The sequence below is a fragment of the Paenibacillus eucommiae genome (assembly GCF_017874215.1).
Classification (GTDB): domain Bacteria; phylum Bacillota; class Bacilli; order Paenibacillales; family NBRC-103111; genus Paenibacillus_AI; species Paenibacillus_AI eucommiae.
In genome coordinates this window covers 54,614-80,680 of record NZ_JAGGLB010000006.1, presented here as the reverse complement: position 1 = coordinate 80,680, position 26,067 = coordinate 54,614, and the positions used below count along the sequence as shown (strand labels likewise).

Below are 26,067 nucleotides of genomic sequence, written 5' to 3'. Positions count from 1 at the left end.
CGAATCATACTCTATATCATTTTCATTTACTTGTCAAAATTTTTTTAATTGTTTTATCCGTCTATATAATCATCATAATCTGCGACCCATCTCCCAACAACGGTAAATACTTTGAAATGACCGACCTGATTATAGATGATAAGGGATAGAGTGATTATTCTTTCTCAATAAGTTGAATCGGATTAAAGCTCTGTGCCCTCCAGGGCGCGCCACCTTTCCAACCCAAGAAAGCGGTTTGACCGTGATAATTCCTTAAGAAATATCCCATTAATGTCTTGGACACATTCGGGTCCACATCAATTTGCGAGAATGGAATTACTTGAACCGTGTTCCACCTGTCACTCCCAATTTGGGCATTCACTTCCCATTCCGTAGACGTGTCCACAGTCAGAGTACTTCCTGGAATTCCTTTGTAGATGAACTTGATGTTATTTGGATTGGAGAAATATCCTTTCAACATCCCTTTAGGATTAAGCGTTATATAGGTTTCAACGGAGTCATCGCCCCCACTGTTCCACCATCCATCCGCCGTTATACCTTCACTGAGCGTCATCTGCTGCAAGTTTTTATCCTTATTTTCATACCCGACATAAAAATTTTCGTCATCCCATAACAGGTACACCTTCGTCTCTTCCTGTCCTGCAGTCATTTTATCCATAACCAAAAAGTCGTTGAACGGCTCCGCATCCACCCACGGCCCCGTACTGAAGTCCAGCGTTTGCAATATTTCAGCTTTGCTTGCTTGTGTCCTGACAGCTTTTGCTGAGAGCTCGGCTCTTCCTCCATATACGTTAGCATCATCGGTATAAACAATTTCTCCCGTTTGAAATCCTTCCTGCTCGATAACCAACAGAATTGATGTTACGGAAGAGCGCAGGTTCTCTGGTATAACGTGGAACAGCTGTACAGGCGCCCATTTCCCTTCTGAGGCTGACACCTGTTTCCAATCTCCGGTAGCTCGATGGATTACCCCGCTTGCCCCATAGAAATTCAGAGATATCTTCACCTTCCCGTTGCTTCCGGTACCTGGAGCTGTATAGAAGTAGGCTGTGACTCCTATATTGTCCAGAGGCGCCTCAGGGATCACTTCCTCCATCATGATGCCCTGCGAAATCCCTTTGGCAGCAATGCTGTAGGTACCTGTTCGGGCATATGCATCCGTGCGGTACGCGACTTCTTCCTCTGTGCGGTCATCATTATAATACCCGTAGTTCCAATTGACGGAATGGATAGAGCTAGGGCCATCATAAGCGTCATATTCCTCAAAGGATGGATTGAGATTGATAGCCGATCCAGGAAATAGGCGAAATTCCTCCGTTTGAACAGGAGCACCATTCAAATATTGGACCCGGTACACTACCTTATCTGCTCCGGCAGATGCCAATAATGGATCAAAGTGGACAATCGCTATTTGGCTGGCTTCATCCCAGCTGACTGTACTCAGCACAACCGGCTCTTGCGGGCCTCCGTTGATGCTTTTGAATACCCTAAAATCTTCGACAGTTGGAGCAGCCGTAGGCGGCTCGCTTAAGGTAACGGCAATACTTTCCTCATTCCCTACCGGATTTGACAACAGAATGCTGCTTTCCCCGTTCATATTCACTTCAAACACGCCCACATCATCGGTATAAACGATTTCGCCAGGTTGGAAGCCCTCCTGCTCGACAATCAATAGAATCGATGTTACGGAAGAGCGCAGGTTCTCTGGTATGACGTGGAACAACTGTACAGGCGCCCATTTCCCTTCTGAGGCTGACACCTGTTTCCAATCTCCGGCAGCCCGGTGGATTACCCCGCTTGCCCCATAGAAATTCAGAGATATCTTCACCTTCCCGTTGCTTCCAGTACCTAGAGCCGTATAGTAGTAGGCTGTGACTCCCACACTATCCAGAGGCTCCTCAGGGATCACTTCCTCCATCATAATGCCCTGCGAAATCCCTTTGGCAGCAATGCTGTAGGTACCTGTTCGGGCATATGCATCCGTACGGTACGCGACTTCTTCCTCTGTCCGGTCATCATTATAATACCCGTAGTTCCAATTGACGGAATGGATAGAGCTAGGGCCATCATAAGCGTCATATTCCTCAAAGGATGGATTGAGATTGATAGCCGATCCAGGAAATAGGCGAAATTCATCCGTTTGAACAGGAGCACCATTCAAATATTGAACCCGGTAAACTACCTTATCTCCCCCGACAGCCGCCAATAATGGATCAAAGTGGACAATCGCTATTTGGCTGGCTTCATCCCAGCTGACTGTACTCAGCACAACCGGCTCTTGCGGGCCTCCGTTGATGCTTTTGAATACCCTAAAATCTTCGACAGTTGGAGCAGCCGCAGGCGGCTCGCTTAAGGTAACGGCAATACTTTCCTCATTCCCCACCGGATTTGACAAAAGAATGCCGCTTCCATTGATATTCACTTCAAACATGCCCACATCATCGATATACACGATTTCGCCAGGCTGGAAGCCCTCTTGCTCGACAATCAACAAAATCCACCTTACGGATGGCTGCAGATACTCCGGGATGGTGTGGAACAACTGCACCGGAGCCCATTGTCCTTCTGTAGCGGATACCGTCTTCCAGGCTGAAGTAGCCGTATGAATGACTCCGCTATCGCCATAGAAATTCAGGGATATCTTCACTTTCCCGCTGCTTCCGGTACCTGGTGCCGTGTAGTAGTAGCCTTTGACTTCAAGCGTTTGCGGTGGGGCAGAAAGATCCACACCCTCCATCATAATCCCCTTAGAAATCCCTTTAGCGGCAATGCTGAAGGTTCCTGTCCGGGCATAGGCATTCGTGCGGTACGCTACTTCTTCCTCTGTCCGGTTATCGTTATAATACCCGTAGTTCCAATTGGCTGAATGGATCGAGCTGGGACCATCATAAGCGTCATATTCCTCAAAAGAGGGATTAAGATTCAACAGCGTTTTGGAAACATGTTGGGCTTGATCCAATAAGTACGCGGCATACTCACCGACTTCCGAACCCTCTTCAACCTCTGCAACTTGCTGAAGATGCTGCCAGACCGCTCCTTCTTCCGGCTGTCCGTTTAACCATACTAAAAGCAGCGGCGTATAAGAGATGCTTTGCCAAACCATCCCTACATCCTGCGGTCTTGAAGGGAGCGCTAGAACAGGGTCCGTTTCATACTCATCCACAAGACTCAGGCGCTTTGCGTACATAGCTATGGGATCCCGAACTTGACGAGCCATAAGATCATCCAATAATTCAATCGCTTCAGTCGTATTATCCGGAAACTCATTGACATCCGAAATAATCGGATAACTTAAAGCAGAAGCCTCATAATATTCAAAGTTGTGCAAAAGCATCTCTGCGCGTTTTTTTTGCTGAGCGGTGCTCGCCTTCTCTACAACAGCCTCCAAGAGACGGCGGCTTTCCACAATTTCCTCAGCCTTAACAGCCTTTAAATAACTGGCATCGTAAAAAGGCATATAGTTCGCCCTGGGGTTGCTTTGATACCAAGTTTCATACCAGCTCGTTTCAAAAATACGAGTGCTCCAGAATTCCTCCCAATGCTCGTAATATGCAGCCAAATCAGCAGCCGCTTCAGCACCCACAGCTCTTTCGTACCATTCCTGCAGCAGCACAGCTTCATCTTGTTCAGGATTCCACTGCAGCTTCAGGGACAGCCAAGGCTTAGGCCCCTCTCCCCAATTCGGATACAATTCCGAGAAGGTTCCCACGACACCTTTTTCCAGACCATAACGGTAGTTATCTGCCATTCTTTCGTTATATACCTTCGGCAGCGTATAGGTTCCTCCATACAAATATTCATACCAGCCTATGGAGGTTGCAGCCTGGTTCCACCGCTCTGTAAACGATTTTCCTATGGCCTCTACCCGTTCATCCCCCCAGGTGAAACGCTCATCCGTAATATATGGAATGACATGCGGATTCAAAGAAAAATCACTTGGCGGATCATAGACCTCAGCATAGGCCAGAAGACCAAAATATTTATCGGGGTATTCCAATAGTACGCCTTCAGCCACCTGATTCACCCAATCATAATAAACATCCGACATGTTCGCTCTACCAATGGAGTTCTTCTCTCCGGAATAGCTTTCACAAAAACCCTCATAATCGGACAACAAGTCATTAATGCCGAGTGAATAAGAAGTGGCCTCCGGATGCTGGGCGAAATAGGCTTTGATATTTTTGATGGCCTCATCGATAGTTGCCGGGTTGGAAAAACAAGGCTGCCAGCCATAACCTTTATCCAAATGCTGATTTCCTTGCGGATAGAAGTCTGGATGGGTTTCTAAATATACAGAAGGCGGGAATAAATTATACAAATTATGATGAGATTCAATTGTTTGCAGGTTGCGGTTTCTTTTTCCCCATTTGTCATACACATCCGAATTCGTCGGATTGGGTCTGGAATGCTCGTCAAATAAACCGACCAGCCTGCGTGACATAAATGCCGGCTTCTCACGGACAACAGCAGGAGCTATCTCAAGTGTTTGATGTAGAGGCACATCTTCGCCATCCGGTCCAGGCAGGAGCCAGCGCACGCCTACATATCGCTCCAGAAAATCGTATACGCCATATTCCGTCCCCCAGGCTGCAGGTCCCAGAATTGAAATTCTGTTTTCTTTGGGTACAATTACGAAGCTGTCATTGGTCAATCCAGTTAATAAAGTGTTAATTTCCTGCTGATCCTGCGGGGCACTCATGCCGACATAAATGCGGATTGCAGATGCTTCAGGCATTTCCGATCCGGTAGTTTGTACAGGCAGCTCGACCCCAGTAGATTTGTAGATATACTCTGCCAAGGTTTCAGCAGCATCCTGTACTTGCTCACCCGCATTCGGAGCGACTAGAATAACGGCATGCCCCTGGCCATTTTCGACCGGTTTGACAGGCAGAAGCGGGTTATTCCCGTTATTATTCCCACCATTTTCACCGTTGTTTTCGTTACCGCTGTTTCCGCCGCCACTCCCAGTTGATGCTCCAAGGTTTTGGGCACCTGCTCCAGAAAGCTGCAGCGGCCGCTTCTCGAACGTTGTTCCTTTGGCCTGCCCGCTAACATCCGCCTTCTCAATGGTTCCTTGTCCCAGCACCTTTACGATAGCTTTCAGAACCAGAAGAATGATTTTGGCGTCTTTGTCTACCTTCAGTTCTGTTCCCTTGGCCTGCTCCTGGACGGTCAGCTGATCAATGATACCCTGCAACTGCTCGACGATAATTTGCGAAGCTTCCACATCGATGGTTGCGAAGTGACCCTTGAAGCTCACCTTGCTCCCTGCCGGCATTTCAGCAGCAAGCTTGACGCTTGTATAGCCTCCCTGCAAAGATGATTGTTCTTCCTCTAAGATCACTGAAGAACGAACGGTAACAACGCCAGTCCTGCTGCTGCCTTCCAGCACGATGCGTACGGTACCCGTCTTTTTGTCAACGATAACCTCGCCCAGCACGGAGTCGCGAATATGAATACTCTGCGCCCCGCCTCCGCGAATCGTTGTAACTCCCTTGACAGTCACATGGTCGAGCAGGACGTCTCCTTCGCCAATGCCTTCAGTCAGCAATAAATCGCCGTTGATCGTCATATTGCGCAGCGTAACTCCCTTGGCCGTTATCTGCACGCTGCCGGATATGATCTGTGCCTTCTCAGCAGAGCCGTATTCACCCGCTTGATCAAAGCTTGTGCCTGTGCTCCCTTGCCCGTTCTTCTCTGCTTCCAGCCATGCCAGCACCCGATCCAGCAGCGTAACCGCTTCAGCACGCGTTAATGAACCAAGCGGTTTAAAGCTTCCATCTGTATAGCCGGACAGTATCTTGCGGGCTGCCAGCTGCTGTACCGCTGCTTGACTCCATGCCGCAATCGATGCGCTATCCGTAAAGGCTGGTGCTGTGCCTGGCACAGTACCTGTCGCAGAGCCCGGCGCAGGCTCCAGCACATACGGCTGCAGTATGCGCTCCAGCATAACCGCCGCTTCCTGCCTACTGATCTCCTTATTTACGCGGACAGTGCTATCTTCGTAGCCGCTGAGATAGCCTTCTTTGACGGCAATAGAGATATCGTTATATTGCCAGTCCGCAGCCGATAGATCCCCAAAGGCAATTTCCGCTTTTTCCGTAAATCCGAAGGAACGGTTGATCAAAGCGGCCAGCTCTCCTCTGGCAATTCGCTGGTCGGGCGCTACCCCGCCATCTGCGTAACCTTGAAGTAATCCGGCTTCGACCCATCTTTGCAGCTGCGTTTCGGCCCAGTGTCCTTTTATATCGGGCACGGACTGTCCAGGCATAGGCTTATTCTGCTCTGCCTGCTCTGCTGCATAAGCCGGATTTACTGAGAGGCTCAATGAGCCAAATATCAAACTGATTATCAATGTAAGCGTTAGCATTTTAGCCTGTAATGTTGCTTTTTTCATATGCACATCCCCTTCCAATCACAGTTTAAACACATTCTAAATGCTTCAAGTTAGAACATTTAACGAATCCGGCAGCCATACCTCCTGTCCTGTTCTTCATTTTCACCTCCGTTCCAGCTTGCCTTAGACTTGTTTCCGGCTTCCCCATAACTATATAATAAAAACTCGTTTCATTTAGGTGGTGTTCATGATATTTATATAGGCTATTCCAGACATTTCCTTTATACTGAATGCGTAAGCTGTGCTTCTGCACCGGAACTGTTCAGACCTAAGAAGGAGGATCAGCCTATCTTATGAGCGTAACCAAAGTTGTTCTTGAAGCCAAAGGAGAGACGTATTTCAATTCGGCGCTTCCTATTCATGTAAATAGAGCCAAGGAAACCCTCCAGCTTGCCGAGCACACTCATGACTTTGTGGAAATTTGTTATGTATGTGAAGGAAAGGGCTTTCATGTAGTCAATGACCAGATCATCCCTGTAACGAAAGGGGACTTATTCGTTATTCCTATTGGGACATCTCATGTGTTCCGGCCCGATTCAGCCAAAAAAAATCAACAACTGATTGTTTATAACTGTCTGTTCCAAATGGAGCCTATCCTTGAGTTCAGCCAGGCTATCCCGATCGATGACGACCCGGACTATTCGATAACAGACCTGCTGCAGGAAAACTCAGCCTCCTACCTTCATTGCAGAGAGCAGGGCAGCGAGCTTGCCGAGCTGTTCAATAAGCTGCACCAGGAGTTCGGACAGCGCACCATTGGTTATCCGCTCATGCGGTTTACTCTGCTTATTCAGCTGCTGGTCCAAATTTCCAGGTACCGGAACAAGGGCGATCCGTCAATCCCGCTTACCAGCTTATCCTCCAGCATCAATCAAGCTTTAGACTATATGAAGCTTCGTTTCAACCAGCCTCTTACACTTGAGCTGATTGCCCAAATGACCGGGCTGAGCAGCAGGCAGTTTTACCGCTTGTTCAAGCAGCAAACCGGACAAACCTTTGTCCAATATTTGCAAAATATCCGCATAACCAAAAGCTGTGAGCTGCTGCGCAGCACCGACAACAAAATCAATGAAATCGCCTATTTGGTCGGCTATCACGATCTTAAATTTTTCCATGCCATGTTTAAGCAAAGGCTTGGTCTTACTCCCCGGCAATACCGGATGAAAGAAAGGGAGCAGGGAGCTGTCGCAGACGGCAGCCAAGTAATCGTTGAATGAGAAAAACGTCTTGCTCCTTTGATGTGCGTGTTCGTGACTTGGGTGCCGGGTGCATTGCGGAGGGAATGGCTGTGGGCTCCAGCCGCTGTTAAAGATTTGTTCCATTTGTTCCCTTAAGTGAAATCGATGAGGAGGTAGGAACAAATCTTTTAAGGCGGACGCTAACGCTCTTCCACCCACAGCCATTCCCTCTCTTTAGCTACAATCGCACGAATCACACGAACACCAAGCTCAAACGAACAGCCAGCAAGGGTTTTTATCTTGATTGGAGGAGATTTCCTAGCGGGCGCAGCGCTAGGAATGAAGAGCACGCTGCTGAGAAGGCTCTGCTAATTTAACCACCTCTCTTACCTGCTTGTAAAACAATTGTGTATGAAAAATCATACAAATTTTCTGGTTCACCAACAAAATGGCTACTTCTATATGAAATATCATATACAAATCGTCATTTGGCGTTTTATTCTGCGATTGAATATGAAAAATCATACAGATTTAACCGGCATGATAGGTGAAGACGGTGGGTTACAACTATTGATATGCATCCTAAGTGATACTTCACATTTCCGCAGCCCTTACATTTGCTTACTTCTTTGATGACTATCGCCCGTATGTTATTTCTGTGCTTCCCCATAAAGGCTCCCCAGAGCCTATGCTCATCAAAAAATATCATGGAGAATATTCGTTTTCATGCTTCTACCTTTATCAAGTTTTTGTTCATTTGCCTATTCTTTCGCTTTCCAAAACTTATACTTTCAATAATTATAAAAAAAGCCGTCCCTCAGCATTTTTTCAGCTTTGGGACAGCTTTGGGACAGCCTTGATTGCATATATGGTTTTGTTCCAAGCTTACAAGCGCTCCTTAATCACGAGCACAGGAGCTTCCAGTAAACCTGTGGGCACAAGCGCATAATCCTCCCGGTAGAAGTCGCCCTCCGAAATAAATTGCTCCGGTCCGTACCAATCCGGGTATAGCGGATGATGATGCAGCGGGCCAAAGGTATTGCGCCGGGTCAAGGTGAGCTCCAGGCTAAGCGTTTCTCCCCGCCGCAGCTCATCCGTAATATCCGCTTCATTTGGCTGCCAGGCCATGAGTTGTGGAACTGCGCCCTCCGGATTCACCTTGATGCACGCACCGCCATAGCGTCCTGCCTTCACAAAGCAGCGCGTATGATCCGGACTTCCAGGCAAACTGATTTCAGCTAGACCTGTTTCCGCAGTTCCTTCAAGCCTATAGGTAATTTTACCAGAATAAAATGGCAGTCCCTGAGACGTGAGGTCTTGAGCCGCAAGTCGCTCAGGAAGCCGGACTATCGTTCTGTGCGTCCCTTCCAGCTTGACCCCGAAACCGCCCAATACATAAATAGCTTCGAGGTCGACTCCCTCGTGGAACTGCGCTGTAAGAGCAATCTCGTTGCGCCCTTCTTGGATCAGCCCGATCGGCAAACGAACGCGCTTGAAGCATACATCGATCCAGAACTGCGAATCGCCGGTATTGAGCTCTACGCCGTTAACCTTAACGGTAAACAGCTCGGGATTTTCCGCGACAAGCTCCAGATCCTGCTGCGGCAGCACCTCTACGTCAAATTCGTATACAAGCGTGATGCAGGCCTCCTCGCTCAACTTGCTGTCCACGCGACTGAAGTTACTGCCCCTGCCGCCGATGCTACCGTCACCCCCACTGCCACCGCTTCCGATCGCTTCGGCTTGCTTTTGCTCCAGCAGCTCTCTGAACCACGGCTGCACCATTTCGCCGCCCCTCAGCGGAAGCTGCAGACGGCGTCTGATCTCCTGGTCGGCCTTCAGCACATCCGTCTCCGGCATCCACTCGCCCTGTACCTGATAGCGAACCCGATCAAGCACAAGCACGTTCGGCTCGTTCAAAGCATACGCATAGGACTCTGCCAAAGCTATCGTCTTGGTGTCCCTAAACACCTGTTGTTCAGTCAGCTCCGGGTCCTGCTGCTTCATCATGACAAACAGTCTCTCGCCCCCAGGATAAAAGCGCGTGCCGAACTCGATTCCCTGCGCTTCGCGTTCACCGCTAACCGGCACACTTGTGATCGCGGAGCGAGTTCCATCTTGGCAATGCCACTCCTGCACAAATCCGTCGCTTCCTTCTACGGTAACCAGCACCTGCTCGTATTCCCGCGTCCCGTTCATATTGACGGCGAGCACGAATAGCGCGTCATCAAGCTCTTTCACCTGCACATAAATATCTGTGATGGCTTGCCCTGTTAGCTTGTCGCACAGCTTCACCCTCCGGCCGATGCCCTGCTCGCAGGCCGCTGTAACCGCCTGCTGCTCAAAAGTGACGCGCAGCCCCTGCCCGCTTAGCATTTCAGCCTGCTCCGACCGGCGCGCATCGACATAAGCGGGAGCGTCCCCGGCAAAAATAACTTTGCCTCCCTGCTCCATAAATGCAGATAACAGCTGCAAGGTGGTGGAGCGAATGGTCGTCATGCCTGCTATTACAACCTGCTTATACCGGGCCTCTCCTAGCTGCAGATAAGGAAGACCTGCTTCATCGCGGCCTACATGGCCCAGACGGGAAAGCATCTCTTCGTCCCCGTAATCAAAGTCAATCTGAGCCCCTGACAGCCAGTGGAACATCTGCTCATAGCGGGTTTCCAACTGCTGAATGCTGGCTGACAACGGTTTAAAGTCACGCGTCCAGCCCGGGTGTACTTGTCCCCAGACGCTTTCCACCGGATTCATCACAAGGGTATCGCAGCACGCGGTACCTTCGCTCATGGCCGCCCCTATGCGGGCGAAATAACTTTCCACATAAGCATAGTCTTCCCACCAGGCGGATTGATGAAAAATACTGCCCGGATAATCCCGCTTCGCTTCTCCCTTCATCGTATACCAGCTCAAATGATGGGAACGCACATTGATGCCGAACAATGCCTGCCAATCGCCTACCCGCTTATGGCTTTCGAAGGACATCTGCCAGCCTGTACAGCCGTACAGCTCGGATAGCAGCCAATGTTTCCCGAGCTGCCGGGCAGCGGAGGTCAGCTGCTTGACGATCCAGTAATTGCGGTTGTTTTCCGTCAAGACGTCGACTCCCGGAATGTCCATATATTCGTAATAACGCATGACCGAGCCGCAGGGAATCGTCTGGGCGGTTAAAGAATCCTCATGCCAAACATGCCCCGTGAGCAAAAGCTTGTTTTCCCGGCACCAGTCATACAGCGGCTTGGCGAAATTGTTCAGAAACAGCTGCTGAATCAGCTCCATATAATGCCATTTCACTTCGGACATTTCCTCATCGCCATATAACAGAAACACCTCCGGCAAGCGGAGCCTCAAATCATACTGAAAGCGCTCCTGAAACTCGTGGAACAGCGCCTCCGTCCAAGGTATGCCCCATTCCGGATTGGAATTGTCCCGGCACACATTCGACATCACTTCCCCGCGATAGGGCTCATCTGTGAAAATAGCCTGTATGGACTTGCCGAAGCGCTCTCCCATCCTTTGCTTGTACTTCTCATGCGTGGACTCAATGAATTTTTCCGCAGCTTCCTTTTTCATCGTATCCAAATAACAATTGCCGTTAAAAAAGCTGGACGCCCGCATACTCTCTACCCGGAATACAAGCACCGTGCTGTCCGGTGAAGGCGAATCCCCCTTATTCAAGGCCTCATATCGCTGCAAACGCACCCCATCAAGGTCTGCCTCAAAGGCCGCGACAGTGTCCGTCGTCCACTCAAAAGAAGCTGCAGGCACAACATCCAGCATCAAATACTTCATCCGGTATTGTTCATCCTCAGTCACCATCCCCCCGGCAGAGCCGCTGGGCCAACGGTCCTCGTCATACAGCCAGGCTTCCAGTCCCAAGCGTTCTCCTTCTGCGGCGCAAGCCTCGATCAGTTCAAACCATTCTTCACTCAAATATTCCGTTGCCAGCCCTGTGCGGGAATGCATCGTAAACCCGCCAAGCCCCATTTGCTGCATCACGCCAATTTGCCGCAGCAGTTCCTCCTTCTCCAGCTTGCCATTCCAGGACCAGAACGGCTTGCCGCGAAACTTGGAGGATGGATGTTGAAATTCTTGAAATACTTGCTCTACTCGCCTTGTCAAGTCAGTCACCCCTTTACATATCTACCTGCTTTCTACTATAAGCTGTGCACTGCCAAATTATCAGGGGCTTTCGGGAAATTTCTATAGGCTATTCAGGACATTTCGCGTATGATAGAAGCAAGGAAACCGAATTCGACCTTGTTGGGGAGCGTGAAGTCATGACGATCTCAAAAGTGATTATTGAGTCAAAAGGCGAGGAATTTTTTCACACCGTTCCGATTTATGTCAACAAGCAAAATGAAGCATTCGATATTATCCAGCATACGCATGACTTTGTGGAGATTTGCTATGTCAGCGAGGGCAAAGGCTTTCATTACTTCAACGATGATATTATCCCCATCTCCAAAGGGGACCTGTTCATTATTCCCATAGGCGCTTCACATGTTTTTCGGCCCTATTCAGCCGATCAACGACAGCCACTTATCGTCTACAATTGCTTGTTTCAGTTGGAGCCCATTATCAAATTCAGCGAAGCGTATCCGATCGACGACTTTCTGGAGCAAGCCGTTCAGTATGTTCTGCAGCCTGCACCGGAGACCTGCCTCCATTTCAGGGAGCAGGGCAGTGAACTCTCCAGCCTGTTCAATAAACTGTATCAGGAATTTTACCACCGCGAAAGCGGCTTTCCTTTAATGCGCTTTACGTTACTGCTGCAGTTGCTTGTCCAGCTGGACAGGTATCGGCATGCGGCTCAAGCGGCCAAAGCCTATCCGTTTCCTGAGCTTGATCAGGCTATCCGTTATATCGACGAGCATTTTCACACCTCTCTGACCCTGGAGCAAATTTCCGCATTATGCGGAAGAAGCAGCCGACAATTCACCCGCTTGTTTAAGGAGCAAACCGGGCAAACCTTTGTCGAATATGTCCAGAACCTTCGTATGAACAAAAGCTGTGAGCTGCTGCGCACTACCAACAAGAAAATCAATGAAATCGCCTACCTTGTCGGCTATCACGATCTTAAGTTTTTTCATTCCATGTTCAAGAAGAAGATTGGTCTTACCCCCAGACAATACCGGATTAAAGATAAAAAAGAAGCACCTTGCAGCATCCTTTGAGGAACATGTTCGTGATGTGGGAGCGTTGCGGAGGGAAGGGATGTAGGCTCCAGCCGATGTTAAAAATTTGTTCCCTTGAATGGAATGGATGAGGGGGATGGAACAAATCTTTAAAGGCGGACGCTTCCGCTCTTCCGCCCACAGCCATTCCCTCTCTTTAGCTACAATCGCACGAATGGCACGAACACCAGGCTCAAACTGACTGCCTGCAAGGGTTATTCTCTGGATTGAAGGAGATTTCCCCTCGGGCCAAGCCGCTGGGACTGAAGATCGGCCCCGCCAGCAGGCACAACCGAGAGGATCTGCTACTTTGACGAACTTTAACGATGATTTTCATCGTTAAAAGCATCAGGTCCTCTCTATATCCTTACTTTAACGATGTTTTTCATCGTTAAATCCCTGTTTTTCACCCTGAGAGAGGGCCATCCGACCTCTTTTAACGATGAAAAACATCGTTAAGTGAAGAAGCACATGCCCATTTCGCCGGAAAAGGGCTTCCAACATCCTCTCTGATTCCCTTGGAGATTGGGAGGATGCAAGGTCATATCGTCATAAAAAGAACTGCCCTCCGGCTAACCGGATAGGCAGTTCTGCATCACTCCACTATACCCGTACGCTCAATGCCCTCAACAAAATATCTTTGGGCGAACATATACACAAGCAGCGGCGGCGCAATAATCAGGAAGGCTGCAGCCATCGTAATGGACTCGTTCAGTGTAAAGGAGGCTCCGCCCATGGCAGATCCGGTGGCAACAGATGCATTTAAATTGCCTTGTAAAAACTGCATGCTTTGCGCTAGTAAAGTAAAATCTCCGTTTTTTAAATATAAGGCTGGCTCGTAAAAGTCGTTCCAATGCCAGACGAAGGAAAACAAGAAGACAATCAGCAGCGCTGGTCTGGCCAAGGGCAGCATAATGCGCCAGAAGGTCTTCAGTGATCCGGCTCCATCCATGCGGGCAGACTCTTCCAGCTCCTTCGGCAAGGTGGCAAAAAACTGGCGAAAAATAATAATAAACAAGGCTCCCTTCAACCCTTGTGCAAACAGGGCTGGCACCAGCAAAGGCAGCGGTGTATTCAGCCAGCCGAGCTTGGAGTAGAGCACATGAAGCGGAATCGACAACGTTTGTGGCGGGATCAGAAACGTTAGCAATACAATGAAGAAGAGCAAAGACTTCCCTGGAATCCGCATTCTGGCAAAGGCGTATCCGGTAATGGCGCACGACACCATTTGGAGAAAGGAAGCAGCGGTCGAGATCCATGCGGTGTGCATAAGCGACTTCCAGTATTTAAGTCCAATGATGGCACTCGCATAATTGGACCATTCCAGCTTGCTCGGCAGCCACTGAATCGTTGGATCAACAAGATCAGCCGCTTGCTTTAAAGATGTCGTCAGCATATAGACGATCGGATTCAGATACAATAACGCAGCGGCGGAGAGAATGATATAGATCGCCAGCTTAAATATCCAGCCATCATTGAAATGACGTCCCAAAATAAGCATGCGGGTTTTCTGTACCCCCGCGCTTGCCCTCAGCTTCTCTCGCCAAGGCCCACTTCCCAGGTTCCCCGCATTTCCCACAGTTTCCGTACTTCCCTTGCTTCCCTTACTTCCCATTCCCCAGCGTAACAAGCCGCTGCTCTTTCGTTTGTCGCCAGTCGGCAGCTCTGGAACCTTCATTGCGCTTCCTCCTTTTTCCGGCTCTGAACCCTCGCGATGTAAACAAGAATTCCAATAGGAATCATAATAAATGCAAAATAGATCCAACCTAGCGCACTGGCGTAGCCATAGCCTGTTTTTACATCACTCGTGTTTTGTAAAATATGCTTTAAGACAGGGTTAAACGGGTTGGAGGACTGCTCAATGAGTGTGTAGATCAGGTTCAAAATAATAAATGGCGTGACCGCTGGAAATGTAATTTTCCAGAACGACTCCCACGGCGTTGCCCCGTCAATTTGCGCTGCTTCGTAAGTCGATCTGGAGATCGTCTGGAAAGCGGCCAGAAACAAAATGATTTGCACACCGGAAAACCAGAGGATAATGACGAATTTACCCAACAGGTCCATAACCGTATCCGCCGCCGTAACCGGAAGCACATCGTAGATAATATCTGCCACATTGTATTGCTCCACAAAGGGCAAGGAGCCTTGCCCTTGATTGAACAATTCGAGCAGCACCTGTCCCGATGCAAAAATAACAGGCAGAAAAAACACGGCCCGAAAGAGCATCCTGCCCTTGAACTTCTGGTTCAGCATAATCGAAATAAGGAGGGCGAAAATAACGGTAATTGGCACGACCAGCAGCACTTCCCGCATAAAGAGAAGCATCTCGACCGGAAAGACATTGTCAAACACAAAGGCATACTTATAGTTGGTCATGCCGACAAAATCATATTTCAGCCCAGAGCCATCCTGCTTGACGCCAACCTTGTGAAAACTGATATAAAATGAATATAGCAGCGGGTAGGCAACGAATGTGGCAATCCCGATCAGCCAAGGCAGCAGAAACATATAGCCGCGCCGGGCTTCTCTGAAGGACTGCCTTCTTTTTTGCCGGACATGTTCTTCTCTGCTCATTTCCATATGCGTCTTCATCCGGCTCATCGCCCCCCTTTCTCTGAAACCTGATAGTACAAAGGCTTAATCTCAAACCCATCCCCGCGATAAGGCTGGTCCTTATAATTGACCCGGACGCGCTGCCCGCTCTCATACTCGGTCTCGTACACACCATCAGCCAGCTTCCGATGCCCGGTAATAAAGCTGTTTCTAACCCCAGTCGCCAACTGCGCCTCGTATTCAGCCAAAATCTGCTCTTCGAGTACATCAAATTGGGAACTGAACAAGTTGCTATAAGACGTTTTTTTCAAAATCCGCGGATCTGCATGCGTTAAAGTAAATAGGGGAACAGCCCCATACTCAATATCCCGTAAAAACTGCATCGACTGATCCTCACGCAAATTAGCGGGAGCCGACGAATAGGCTACAAGACCATGTACGGCAATCGGATAAAATGGCACCTGCTCATCAATAATCAGATCAAAATTATATTCCAGCGGAAAATTGAACATATGGTCCACGTGACCGAGTAAATAGTCAAATCCTCCGGATACCTTTACGTTCCCAAGTGCTCCGCGCACCGTATCCGCCATTTGCCCGACGACAGACATGGAATCCTGACGGGTCAACGTGTGCTGCGGATGAAAATCGCTGTACAGCTTGTTTCCCAGATCAACCAAATGAGCACCTTCAATGCCGAGCTTCTTCCATTCGCTCACGAGCTTAGGCATATACTTCTGTAGATTTATTATCGGACTAATTAGAGAAAAAGTGTTTCCTGCAGGATTCGTAAATGTGGTCGGGATGCCTGTAATGGCACGAATGCCGTCCTTGGAAGGGGAAAACCCGCTCTTCCTCGAATCGGAAGCGATATCAATCCGATCGCTTAGGCTGACCTTAACGCCCTGCAATTGCAGCTTAGCAATCAGCTGCCGCAGCCCCGCCTCGCCTCCAGCATCCGCTTCAACCGGAAAGCGCTTTGGTAATTGTCCCGGATCACCGCCGTTCTGCCAGCCATTCAGCCCAACCTCGATCCCGGTAACACCCCGCTCAGCAAGCCTTTGAACGATCTCCTCCACTTGGGCAAACGTGGTAGCCATCCTGAGCTTCTCACCTAACGGTGAGGCTTCGCTTGAACCTATCACGAACTGGAGCTGCATCGGAGAACGCTCCAGCCCCGAATCAAGCCGCACTATGCTGCGATGTTCCATTAAATAGCCACGGTATGCTTCTGCCATTCCCACGTAATCTGCATTCGCTTGCTCCAGAAAGATGTAGCGGACCGAGATCGCTTCTTGTGGAAGCTTCTTGTCATAGCCTAACTTACTGGTCGTCAAGCCCGACGGCTGATTGTAGTATCTGCGGAGCACAAACTTGGCATGCGCTTCATTGAATGGGGTCACGATGCCAGCCGGGGTCGCTACTACATTCGCCCTTGCAGCCCCTTCCTCAATGATAGCCACGTAGCCGCCATCACCCGCGTTAATACCGAATACCGGGTAAGAGATTGGTGTCCTTCTTGTAAAAAAAGTGTTGCTGGGAACAGCCCAATCAAGACCATATACAGGGGCACTGTAGGAATTGATCAGTTCAAGCCCTTCCTTATTGAATCGAATCAAGCCGCCCGGACCGTCAGGCACCAGCAAATAGCCATCAGATTTGTTCGGTGCAGCTCCCATAAACGGCAGCAGATCTAATTCTGTTAAAAGATGCGTTTTCGTTTCCACGATCCCTAATTGGGGAATATGAGCGGTCAATTGCCCCTTATCCAGGCGGTATTCCACATAAATCTGGAAGCCAAGATCATCGATCTTGTAACAGAGGGCTACCCCCTGATCAATTTTTGCCCATTCTACTGTAGTCGGATGTTCCTGTGTGTTGGAATTTAACAAATTCTTTTTCTTATCGTCAAAATAATTGAAGATAAAAGGAGACTCCAAATTAGAGCGCCATATGCCAACCGTACTTTCCTGAGCCAGCACCTCCGGGCCCGGATTACTTGACCAGAGCTTCCCGCTGCGTCTGTCCTCAACGGCAATTTGCCCTTTCTTCGGATCAAACCACAAGATCATGGATTGCTCTTCGTGCGCTTTGAACCATTGTGTGCCTTCGGAATAACGAGACTCTTCTTCGGGCACTGCCGCTGTAACGTTCAGACTGGAGATGAATTCCAGTGCGCTGGAAGTGGCGTGATTGCCTGCATTCGTCACGACTGATGCTGGGCGGTTAAGCAACCAGACCAACGTGGCCGCCAACAGGATGCATACAGCTATCCACAGCGTTATTTTTCTCCAACTCCATCGTTTGAAGCCATTTACCGCTTTATCGAACACGCTCCCACACCTCCCTCCCAAATCCCGTTACGAAGTCGGTCGCCTGGTAGAGCAATCCGATAAGCACAAAACCAAATACCCACAGGCAAACGAGTGTAACCACGGACACGGACATCATCCCGATCGCCTCTTTTAAATTATAATTATGCACAGTCTGGCTGCCGATAAAGATCAGAATAAACACCCAGATGCCAATCCCATACATCGCCGCATGGTAGAATATCCCTTCCTGCAGCGTCAGCACATTCGATAACCATTGAACAGGAAGCAGAAAAAGTACATAAGGGGCTATCGCATAGCTGTTCACGACTACGACCTTGCCAAACGTCCCTTCCCCCCGCATAACCGATCCTGTCAAATAATTAGCAATCACCCAGGACAACCACGGCAGGAAAAATGTCATGGCCTCCATCGTTATATCCAGCGAGCCGAACCGCTGCGAGGCAAACAGAAGACTCACGACCGCCTTACCAGCGATGACGACGACAAACCCAAGCACCACAAACATAAGTGCAAACCGCCATCTGACCTCTCTGGATTCAGCGATATCGTACATTCCATTCATCGGATGGCGCAGCATGGCGAACATCTGTCTCCAGGGCTCTGTCCATGCCCGCCATACTTCCCCTCCCGCTGCCGATCCCGATGCTTCCTTAGATGCTTCCCTAGATGCTTCCTCCCCTGGCTCCGGGCGAATAGACACTTTCTCCTCCGGCATGCCGTCAGCCAGTAAACGTGACTTGTAGCTCCGCCTTATTTTACGATAAATAATCAGGCCAATAATAAGGAGCACCAGGACCGTCATCCCTGTTCCAAAGTAGCGCAGCAACAAGTTCATGCGCACCTGCCAGAACGATTCGGAATACCCCTCTTTATCCTCCGCCTGATCAAAATACGCCATCGCTTGCTGATACTCACCTTCCTTGTACATCGCCTTTGCCATGCCCAGGTAGGCGCGATCGTACATCCCGTTCATCCGGTGAATCTCTTCCCACAGCGGCCGTGACTCCTCATATTTGCCTTGGTTGTCCATGTACGCAGCCTGATGAACGAGTTCACCGAAACGGGTAGGCTTCATAATCTGAATCCGGTTCAGCTCGCCATCGGCTATGTAAATATTGCCTTGCGAGTCTGCGGCAATGCTCGTCATTCGTTTGAACATTCCAAGCCGCTGCTCCGAATTCACCACATTGGTCCCGAAAATAAACAGCAGCTGGCCGTATTTATCATATTGGTAGATCTTGCCCTCGGAAGTTTCAGCTACCGTCATAACACCATGCGCATCCACGTGAACATCTTGAAAAGAAAAGCGCTCCAAGGGCTTTAACCAAGGTGCAAAATTATGATCCTTCAGCAGATCTACACTGCCAAAATTAAGCCGTTTTAACTGCCCGCTTTTCAAATCCTTATTTACAGTGTACATAAAGCCTTTGGCATCGACAGCCACATTCGTGACCGCTCCCGGCAAACGCTTCTGCTCTTCCTTCAATTGTTCCTCGGTATAAAATCTCCGCTTGAAGCTTTCCATCCAACTGGTCGGAACTTTATTGGCACCGAAGAAGCCTGCGAAGGTGCCATCCGGAGCGAGCTGCAGCAGTCCCTGATAGCCGCCTTTCGTCACAATATACATATACCCCCGCTGATCGACAACCACTTTCAATGGCGCATATACGAATGTTTTCGGAATCAGCTCCGAATCCGGTGCCAGCACTTCTCTAACATACCGCCCCTCCGGGTCGAACACTACGACTCTGCGGCTGCCGGTATCGGCGACCACAATCTCGCCTGCTTCCGTTACGAATACGCCTTCCGGGCTGCGAAGCTTTGCTTTGGGCTCTGTGCTGTCCGGCTCGGGTATCGTGCGCACAATTTGACCTGCAAGATTAAACTGCACGATGCGGTCGTTTCCCGTATCCGCCACATATAGCTCATCCTTCGCTGTTATAAACAGATCCTCCGGGTTTTTCAGCCCGCCCCATACAGCCTTGGGAACAAACGCATTGGGTGTTCTTATCCAATTATTATTAACGTCGCCCGAATAAGTCGTGTAAGGTAGTTCGGCATAAACAGCCCGCTCCGCTCCTCCAAGCAGAACAACTGCCAGGAGAACAGCCAGCAGCATTCTCATTATTTTCCGGCGCGCCTTGCTACTTGTAGGCATCGTCCCACTCCTTTATTTAATTCCCGAATGAGCCATCGTATTGAGGACTCTGCGTTGAAACAGCAGAAAAACAACCAGGTTCGGAAGAAACATAATCAATCCTGCAGCTGCGGCAATCCCCTGGCCGACCACATTATTCGCCAGTCCGTTCGTTAACGTCATCGTGTAGTAGGGCAGCGTTTTCATCGATTCCGTATGGGTAAATAGGGACGACGTTTCCGTCTGAGCCCATGACCCTTGAAAGGCAAGTATGCCGATCGTCGCCACCGCAGGCATGCACACGGGCAGCACAATCCGAAAAAACACCATAAACTCCTGCGCCCCGTCTATTTTCGCAGCTTCAATCAGCTCATTCGGAATTTGATCAATAAACTGCTTCATCAGGAACACCCCTACCGGGGCAGCAAGCAGCGGCAGCACATGGACCAGATAGGTATCCATAATCCCCAGATTGGCAATGACCAAAAACCGGGGAATTGCCACCGTTTCCGGAGCAAACATCAGCGCGACAATCGTGAAGGAAAACAGCAATCCACTGCCCATAAAGCGCTGCTTGGAGAAGGCATAGGCTGCCATCGAGCTAATAAAGATGACCCCGGCCACTGTAACTCCTGTCGTAAGCACACTATTAAACAAATAACGGGAAAACGGGATTACCGTCGTCTGCGATTTTAATATAAGCTGCTGAAAATTGAACCATGTCGGCTGACTCGACCAGAACCTGGGTGGATACAGGAATAATTCACTGATCGGCTTAAAGGCATGATTGATAATGAAGACGATCGGCAGCAGCATGAACAGCGCCAGCAGAGAGAGTCCGATCATAGTAAACGTCTGAAAAGGATCAAGCTTGCCTATGCGCAGGCGAAAACGAATGCGAAAACGCCGGTCTGCCGGCCTAGCACCATCAACCTGTGGATTGTGTGCGGGCCCTGGCTCCATTTTGCTCATCCCCCTATCCATCTCCTACTCATCTCCCTTCGTAGCAAACAAACGAAATGCCAGCTTAGAGCTCGCATAAACGATAAGCAGTAAAACCACCGATAATGCTGACGAGTAGCCAAGCTCGTACCGGATAAAAGCGAAATCGTCAATATGGTTTGTGATCAAATGACCCGAATACTGCGGTGTAATAGGCGATCCCGCCAGCATCGTACCGATGGCACCTGCCTTCAGCGTCCCGACTACGGACATCACAGCTCCAAACAACATTTGCGGCTTGATCGACGGAATCGTAATATAGTAAATTTCCTGCAGCCGGTTGGAGATGCCATCGATGGACCCAGCCTCATACAGTTCAGAATTGACTGTCTGTAGACCCGCCAGCATAGCCAGAAAGCCTACGCCCATACTCGCCCACAATGAAACAACAATCATAATATTCATAAAATATTGCGGATCCTGCAACCACAACTGCGGCTCACTCACAATGCCAAGGGATAGCAAAATATTGTTCAAATATCCGACCCGGTCTCCGTTGAAAATGACCAGCCAAACGACCGACATGGCAATACCCGCCGATAAGGAAGGTGTGTAGATGGCAATAGTGAAAATATCACGGATTCGCTTGGGCAGCTGATGAATCAGCCACGCCAGAAAAAAGGATAGCGCATATCCCAACGGTCCGACGATAATGGCAAATTTGAATGTGTTTGGAATGGCGTTTTGCAAAAAGATCCGGTCCTGCGTCAAAATCGCCAGAAAATTGTCCCAGCCGATAAAGGTCGGCATCGAAATCGCATTAAATGAAAAGAAAGCGAGTGCATTTGCTACCACAATCGGAATCACGATAAACAGCGTAAAACAGATCATAAAAGGAGCGATAAACAGATAGGAAATCCGCTGCTTCCAGAGCGTTGCCAGGATGCCCTGCCATCCGTGCTTTTTCAATGTGCCAGTACGCATGGTACTTCTCATGGTGTTCCTCATGGGGCTCCTCCCTTCCAGGGCTGATTGATCTGCGGCACATCAAGGGGGTGAAGGATATCGCCCTCTCTATTCCTCAGTCCAAACTCAACCTGCTTACGCTCCAATTCGCGGTTAATGTCATTGACGGCCTGCTCCATCGCAACGCGCGGATTTTTCCGCTCCAGCACGACTTTGTTCCAGGCAATTTCCAGATGCCGGCCTGTGAAGTAACCACCAGGCAGCTGTGGAATTTCCTTGAACCATTCACGCTGATCGCTGATCGTCTGAATGTCCTCCATTGGCCATGGCAGCTGGGTAAAGGCTTCTACATTCGCGGTGTTCCAGCGGTATTCCGGTCCGTACAACGCTTCAATGTCATTGCCAAAGCGCCGCTGCATGTCCGTTGAAGTCCACCATTTTAAGAACTCCCAGGCGTCCTCCTGTTTCTTGCTTTGCTTAAAAATAACGCCCGCCTGCATAGCCCCGCCGGACCAACGGGCAATCGTCCCATCAGCCTGCTTCGTTCCGGGGATCGGAGCAATTTTCCAGCGTCCGGCAAGCTCAGGAGCGGCAAACTGCACTTGTAGATAAGTATTGAAGTCAACTACGCCAATCGGGATATCACCAAGCCGAAAGTGACTGTAAAAGCTGGGGACTTCCTTCGGCATCTGATACAAGGCAAACATATCAGTCCACTGCTCAAAGCCTTGCAGCGCCTCTTCGCTGTCAAGCGCAGAACGCATGCCGTCAGCCGAGTAGAAGGATGCACCCTGCTGATAAATAAACGGCAATCCGTCCTTTGGCGGGATGTAGAAATCGAACCCGTTCTGCTGCAGCGTTGGCAGCATCTTCAGGACATCGTCCCATGTATCCGGCGGGCTCAGCTCCAGTCTTTCCATAATATCTGTACGGTAGAGCAGTACATTGAAGCCCTGGATTTCGGGCAATGCATAATCTTTCTTGTCATAATGAAAGACCGACAATGCGCCTGGATGGAACAGCTTGGCTGCTTCCTCGTAGTCAGGAAATTGAGATAAATCGACCAGCGCTCCGCGGGTTGCGAAGTCAATCGGCATCGCTGTATCAACACCCAAAGCCACATCAGGCTGCTTGCCGGAAATATTGCCCAAAATAAAGAGCTGCGGGTCCGGCACAATATTGATATTAACAGCAATGCCTGTCTGGGCCGTAAATTGCTCATCCGCTAATTGTTGAATCACATTCACATAATCCCGATTTCGGTTCACCCATACATCTATTGCGTCGGAACGCTTGCGCACAAAGTCATAATCATTCGTAAAAGAACGAAAGAAGCCCAGCAGAAAATGTCCTGTTTTTTCTAACCAGTTCGGTTTGACGCGGGGCAGCTCCGCACCTGGCTCCGCAATCCAGAGATAGTCAAGCAGCAGCGGTTGATCAAGCAAGCGGTATGTCCATGTCCCCAAATTGTTCTGCATCGTCTCGAACAGGTTCAAGCGATTAGGAATCGTGCGCGGATGATCCCGCAGATCGGTTAAATCATTCGCTGCAGCACGAAATGCATTCTCAATATCCGAACGCCCGGTCGTGATTCCGGCAAGATGGTTCGACATCGCGAGCAAGTCATCGATAATGCCTGTCATCTGCTCATGAAGCCCGGGAATGTATTTCTCCAGCTCCCAATCCCGGTTGAAGTCCGTATTTCCAGCAGACGTATACGATTTCTCGAAGTTTCCGGTAATCTTGCGAATGGTCTGCTCCAGCTTGCCAATGCTCCGCAGGTTCCGCAGCAGCCCTTCATACACCGGCATGACCGGAGCGGCATTCGCAGTCATGCGGATCGTATGCTTTCCTTGCTCCAGCTGCAGCTGCAGCGGTTGATTATCAGCATCACTCAGCGTCAAGCTATCCCAATCCCAAGACGAATTGTAAGGAAATCCGACCTCAAGCAGCTCCTTGAATGGGGACTTGCCATCAATCGTAATCGTGCGGTAGGCATAAGCATTGTTGGCATAAGCCTGTAAATATTTGAATCCGATATGATAAATGCCGTCTTTGGGCACGTTGAATTCCCATTCAATCCATTCTCCGCTTCTCCGGAATTGATCGCCGCCGATCGTGTTATAGCGAATATGGCCTTTTGCCGCCGGAGATATCAAGGCACTCTCATTCGATTGCAGTTGGATCGATACATTCGATTTCTGCGTGAATTGTTCGGCTTCTATCTTCTGCAGCCAATTGCCTGAAGCTAAATTTGAAGCTTTAGCAAGGTCTGGATCTTGTGGCTCTTTATCTTGGTCTGGATTTTGCGGAACTTGTGTTGCTTCCGATGCTTGCGGTGATAACACATACAATCCCTGCAGCTTCATTGCCTCCCGGCCAGATATGAGCCGGATCGTGTGGGTCCCTTTCGTAAACAACCACTTTAATGGCTTCGAATCAACCGCGTAATCGGTTAACAGCACATTCTTCCAGCCTTTGATCTCTATAGATTTAGGCCTTTTGTCGTTATCGAACTCATCCCGTTCAGGTGGAAACACGTTGTCTGCATAATGGCGCTTAAGCACAATCCGCTCCGCTTCCGCATAGGGCAGCGCGCCGTCAATCTGAATTCCCCTTACCAAATCGGTCATATGATCGTCCGCACTATCGTAAATAACACCCAAATTGTAATAGCCAGCCTCAGGCAGCTCCACCTGCCATTCGATCCAGCCTTCACCCTGCTTCCAGACAACCCCCTCGCCATCCTTCAATTGTTCAAAATGAACCTCATCTGACACCCCCGAACTGTCATGTGCAGGCAGCATCAGAGGCTCCCTCAGCGCAGCTGTATCCTTTGCTCCCTCTGTCGTCGAAGCCAGCCATTGCAAATACGTTGGAATGTCACTGGCCCGATCATTTGCTGATTCATTGGCTGATTCAACAGTTGGCCCAATAGCTGACTCATCCACAGACACATTACTAACCTCTTTGGGCTGGGAACTCGCCTCCTGAGAACTTTCCCCATTAACGGGAAGCGCGGATGAAGAGAATGTCATTGAGAACAAAAGCATAAAGGACAGCAGCAGCGTTCCGAAGTATTGCCAGCGCTTCAGCATAGTAAAACCTCCGACACTTTATCAAAAAAATGCGCCCGTTGCATGTCAATAGCAACACGGATCGACTGTCCTTCTTCAAATGCAGTATGCGGATCTACGCGTACGACGATCCTCTGCTCCTTATTGTTGGTATACAAATAAGTATCAGAGCCCAGCAGCTCCTTGATTTCCACAACAGCTTCAAATTGGTTCGGCAGCAGCTCCGGGCGCGCTAAATCTTCATCCCGATATAGCAGGTTTTCCGCGCGAATACCCAAAATAACCGTTTTACCGATGCAGCCGTTATCACGTAAAATCGTACTTTTCTCTTCCGGGATAAGCAGCGTGTGCTTGCGTGTTTCAAACAAACATTGCCCCTCGCGAAGCCGAAGCTTTCCCTCTACGAAATTCATCGGCGGCGATCCGATAAAGCCGGCCACAAACAGATTCGCAGGCCGTTTATAGATCTCCTCCGGCTTCGCAACCTGCTGAATAATGCCATCCTTCATAACAACGATGCGCGTTCCCATCGTCAAGGCCTCCACTTGATCATGTGTCACATACACGGTCGTTGTGCGCAGCCTGCGGTACAGCTTACCGATCTCTTCACGCATCTGCACGCGCAGCTTGGCATCCAGATTGGATAGCGGTTCATCCATCAGGAACACTTCCGGTTCACGGACAATGGCCCGCCCCAGTGCAACGCGCTGCCTTTGACCACCTGACATTTGCTTCGGCAGCTTTGGCAGCTGTGATTCAATCTCCAATATTTTGGCAGCCCGGCTCACGCGCTCGTGTATTTCCGCTTTTGGCAATTTCCGCAGCCTTAAACCGAAGGCAATGTTCTCGTAAACGGTCATGTGCGGGTAGAGCGCATAGTTTTGGAACACCATGGCGATGTTGCGGTCTTTGGACGAAATATAATTGACGATCCTGTCACCAATATAAATATTGCCTTCGGTAATATCCTCTAATCCGGCCAGCATGCGGAGCAGTGTGGATTTGCCGCAGCCTGAAGGCCCGACAAGCACTAGAAACTCGCCATCCTCCACCTCAAGGTGAAAATCGTTTACGGCTGCCCGCTTCTCCCCGGCATATCGCTTATAAATATGATGAAACAACACCTTCGACACGGTTGCTACCCCCTCATAATTCGCCAAGCTCCGGAGCTACCCGAAGCTTGACGGTCATACCCACCGCTCTATTCTTCTCCCTTGCTTGCTTTCTTGCTTGCTTTCTTGCTTGCTTACTTGCTTACTTGCTTGCTTGCTTGCTTGCTTGCTTGCTTACTTGCTTACTTGCTT

12 protein-coding genes are annotated in these 26,067 nt (G+C 49.6%); 2 read left to right on the top strand and 10 right to left on the bottom strand.

Annotated elements, in window-relative coordinates; genetic code table 11:
• Nucleotides 1-154: 154 nt before the first annotated feature.
• Nucleotides 155-6,397 carry a DUF4838 domain-containing protein gene (locus J2Z66_RS11150; RefSeq protein WP_209971480.1) on the bottom strand — a complete coding sequence of 2,081 codons (6,243 nt, stop codon included), beginning with the start codon at nt 6,395-6,397 and terminating at the stop codon, nt 155-157.
• 293 nt (nt 6,398-6,690) lie between these two features.
• Here J2Z66_RS11150 and J2Z66_RS11145 point away from each other — a divergent pair, with 293 nt between their 5' ends.
• Nucleotides 6,691-7,614: an AraC family transcriptional regulator gene (locus tag J2Z66_RS11145; protein WP_209971479.1), complete on the top strand. Its 924-nt coding sequence runs from the start codon at nt 6,691-6,693 to the stop codon at nt 7,612-7,614.
• Nucleotides 7,615-8,460: 846 nt separating this feature from the next.
• Here J2Z66_RS11145 and J2Z66_RS11140 read toward each other — a convergent pair.
• On the bottom strand, nt 8,461-11,697 hold the full coding sequence (locus J2Z66_RS11140) for a glycosyl hydrolase family 2 protein (RefSeq protein ID WP_209971478.1): 3,237 nt from the start codon (nt 11,695-11,697) through the stop codon (nt 8,461-8,463).
• Nucleotides 11,698-11,855: 158 nt separating this feature from the next.
• On the opposite strand from J2Z66_RS11140, the gene J2Z66_RS11135 reads away from it, so the two are divergent.
• Nucleotides 11,856-12,752: an AraC family transcriptional regulator gene (locus J2Z66_RS11135; protein WP_209971477.1), complete on the top strand. Its 897-nt coding sequence runs from the start codon at nt 11,856-11,858 to the stop codon at nt 12,750-12,752.
• A gap of 595 nt (nt 12,753-13,347) precedes the next feature.
• Here J2Z66_RS11135 and J2Z66_RS11130 read toward each other — a convergent pair.
• Genes J2Z66_RS11130 through J2Z66_RS11095 form a run of 8 tightly spaced genes read right to left on the bottom strand, consistent with a single transcriptional unit; the run spans nt 13,348 to nt 25,896 of the window.
• Nucleotides 13,348-14,430, bottom strand: a complete 1,083-nt coding sequence (locus tag J2Z66_RS11130) for a carbohydrate ABC transporter permease (RefSeq protein ID WP_209971476.1) — start codon at nt 14,428-14,430, stop codon at nt 13,348-13,350.
• Complete coding sequence (locus tag J2Z66_RS11125) at nt 14,427-15,344, bottom strand: carbohydrate ABC transporter permease (protein ID WP_209971475.1); 918 nt, start codon at nt 15,342-15,344, stop codon at nt 14,427-14,429. The genes J2Z66_RS11130 and J2Z66_RS11125 overlap by 4 nt, the downstream gene beginning before the upstream one ends.
• 5 nt (nt 15,345-15,349) lie before the next feature.
• Nucleotides 15,350-17,638, bottom strand: a complete 2,289-nt coding sequence (locus J2Z66_RS11120) for a DUF5696 domain-containing protein (protein ID WP_209971474.1) — start codon at nt 17,636-17,638, stop codon at nt 15,350-15,352.
• A complete protein-coding gene (locus tag J2Z66_RS11115) occupies nt 17,628-19,799 on the bottom strand; it encodes a YIP1 family protein (protein ID WP_209971473.1) in 2,172 nt (723 codons plus the stop codon). Before J2Z66_RS11115 ends, J2Z66_RS11120 begins: the two co-directional genes overlap by 11 nt.
• A gap of 12 nt (nt 19,800-19,811) precedes the next feature.
• Nucleotides 19,812-20,750 carry a carbohydrate ABC transporter permease gene (locus J2Z66_RS11110; protein WP_312894496.1) on the bottom strand — a complete coding sequence of 313 codons (939 nt, stop codon included), beginning with the start codon at nt 20,748-20,750 and terminating at the stop codon, nt 19,812-19,814.
• A 15-nt stretch (nt 20,751-20,765) separates the two neighbouring features.
• Nucleotides 20,766-21,728: a carbohydrate ABC transporter permease gene (locus tag J2Z66_RS11105; protein ID WP_209971472.1), complete on the bottom strand. Its 963-nt coding sequence runs from the start codon at nt 21,726-21,728 to the stop codon at nt 20,766-20,768.
• Nucleotides 21,725-24,784: an extracellular solute-binding protein gene (locus tag J2Z66_RS11100; RefSeq protein WP_209971471.1), complete on the bottom strand. Its 3,060-nt coding sequence runs from the start codon at nt 24,782-24,784 to the stop codon at nt 21,725-21,727. Before J2Z66_RS11100 ends, J2Z66_RS11105 begins: the two co-directional genes overlap by 4 nt.
• Nucleotides 24,778-25,896 carry an ABC transporter ATP-binding protein gene (locus tag J2Z66_RS11095; RefSeq protein WP_209971470.1) on the bottom strand — a complete coding sequence of 373 codons (1,119 nt, stop codon included), beginning with the start codon at nt 25,894-25,896 and terminating at the stop codon, nt 24,778-24,780. Before J2Z66_RS11095 ends, J2Z66_RS11100 begins: the two co-directional genes overlap by 7 nt.
• Between the last annotated feature and the right edge of the window lie 171 nt (nt 25,897-26,067).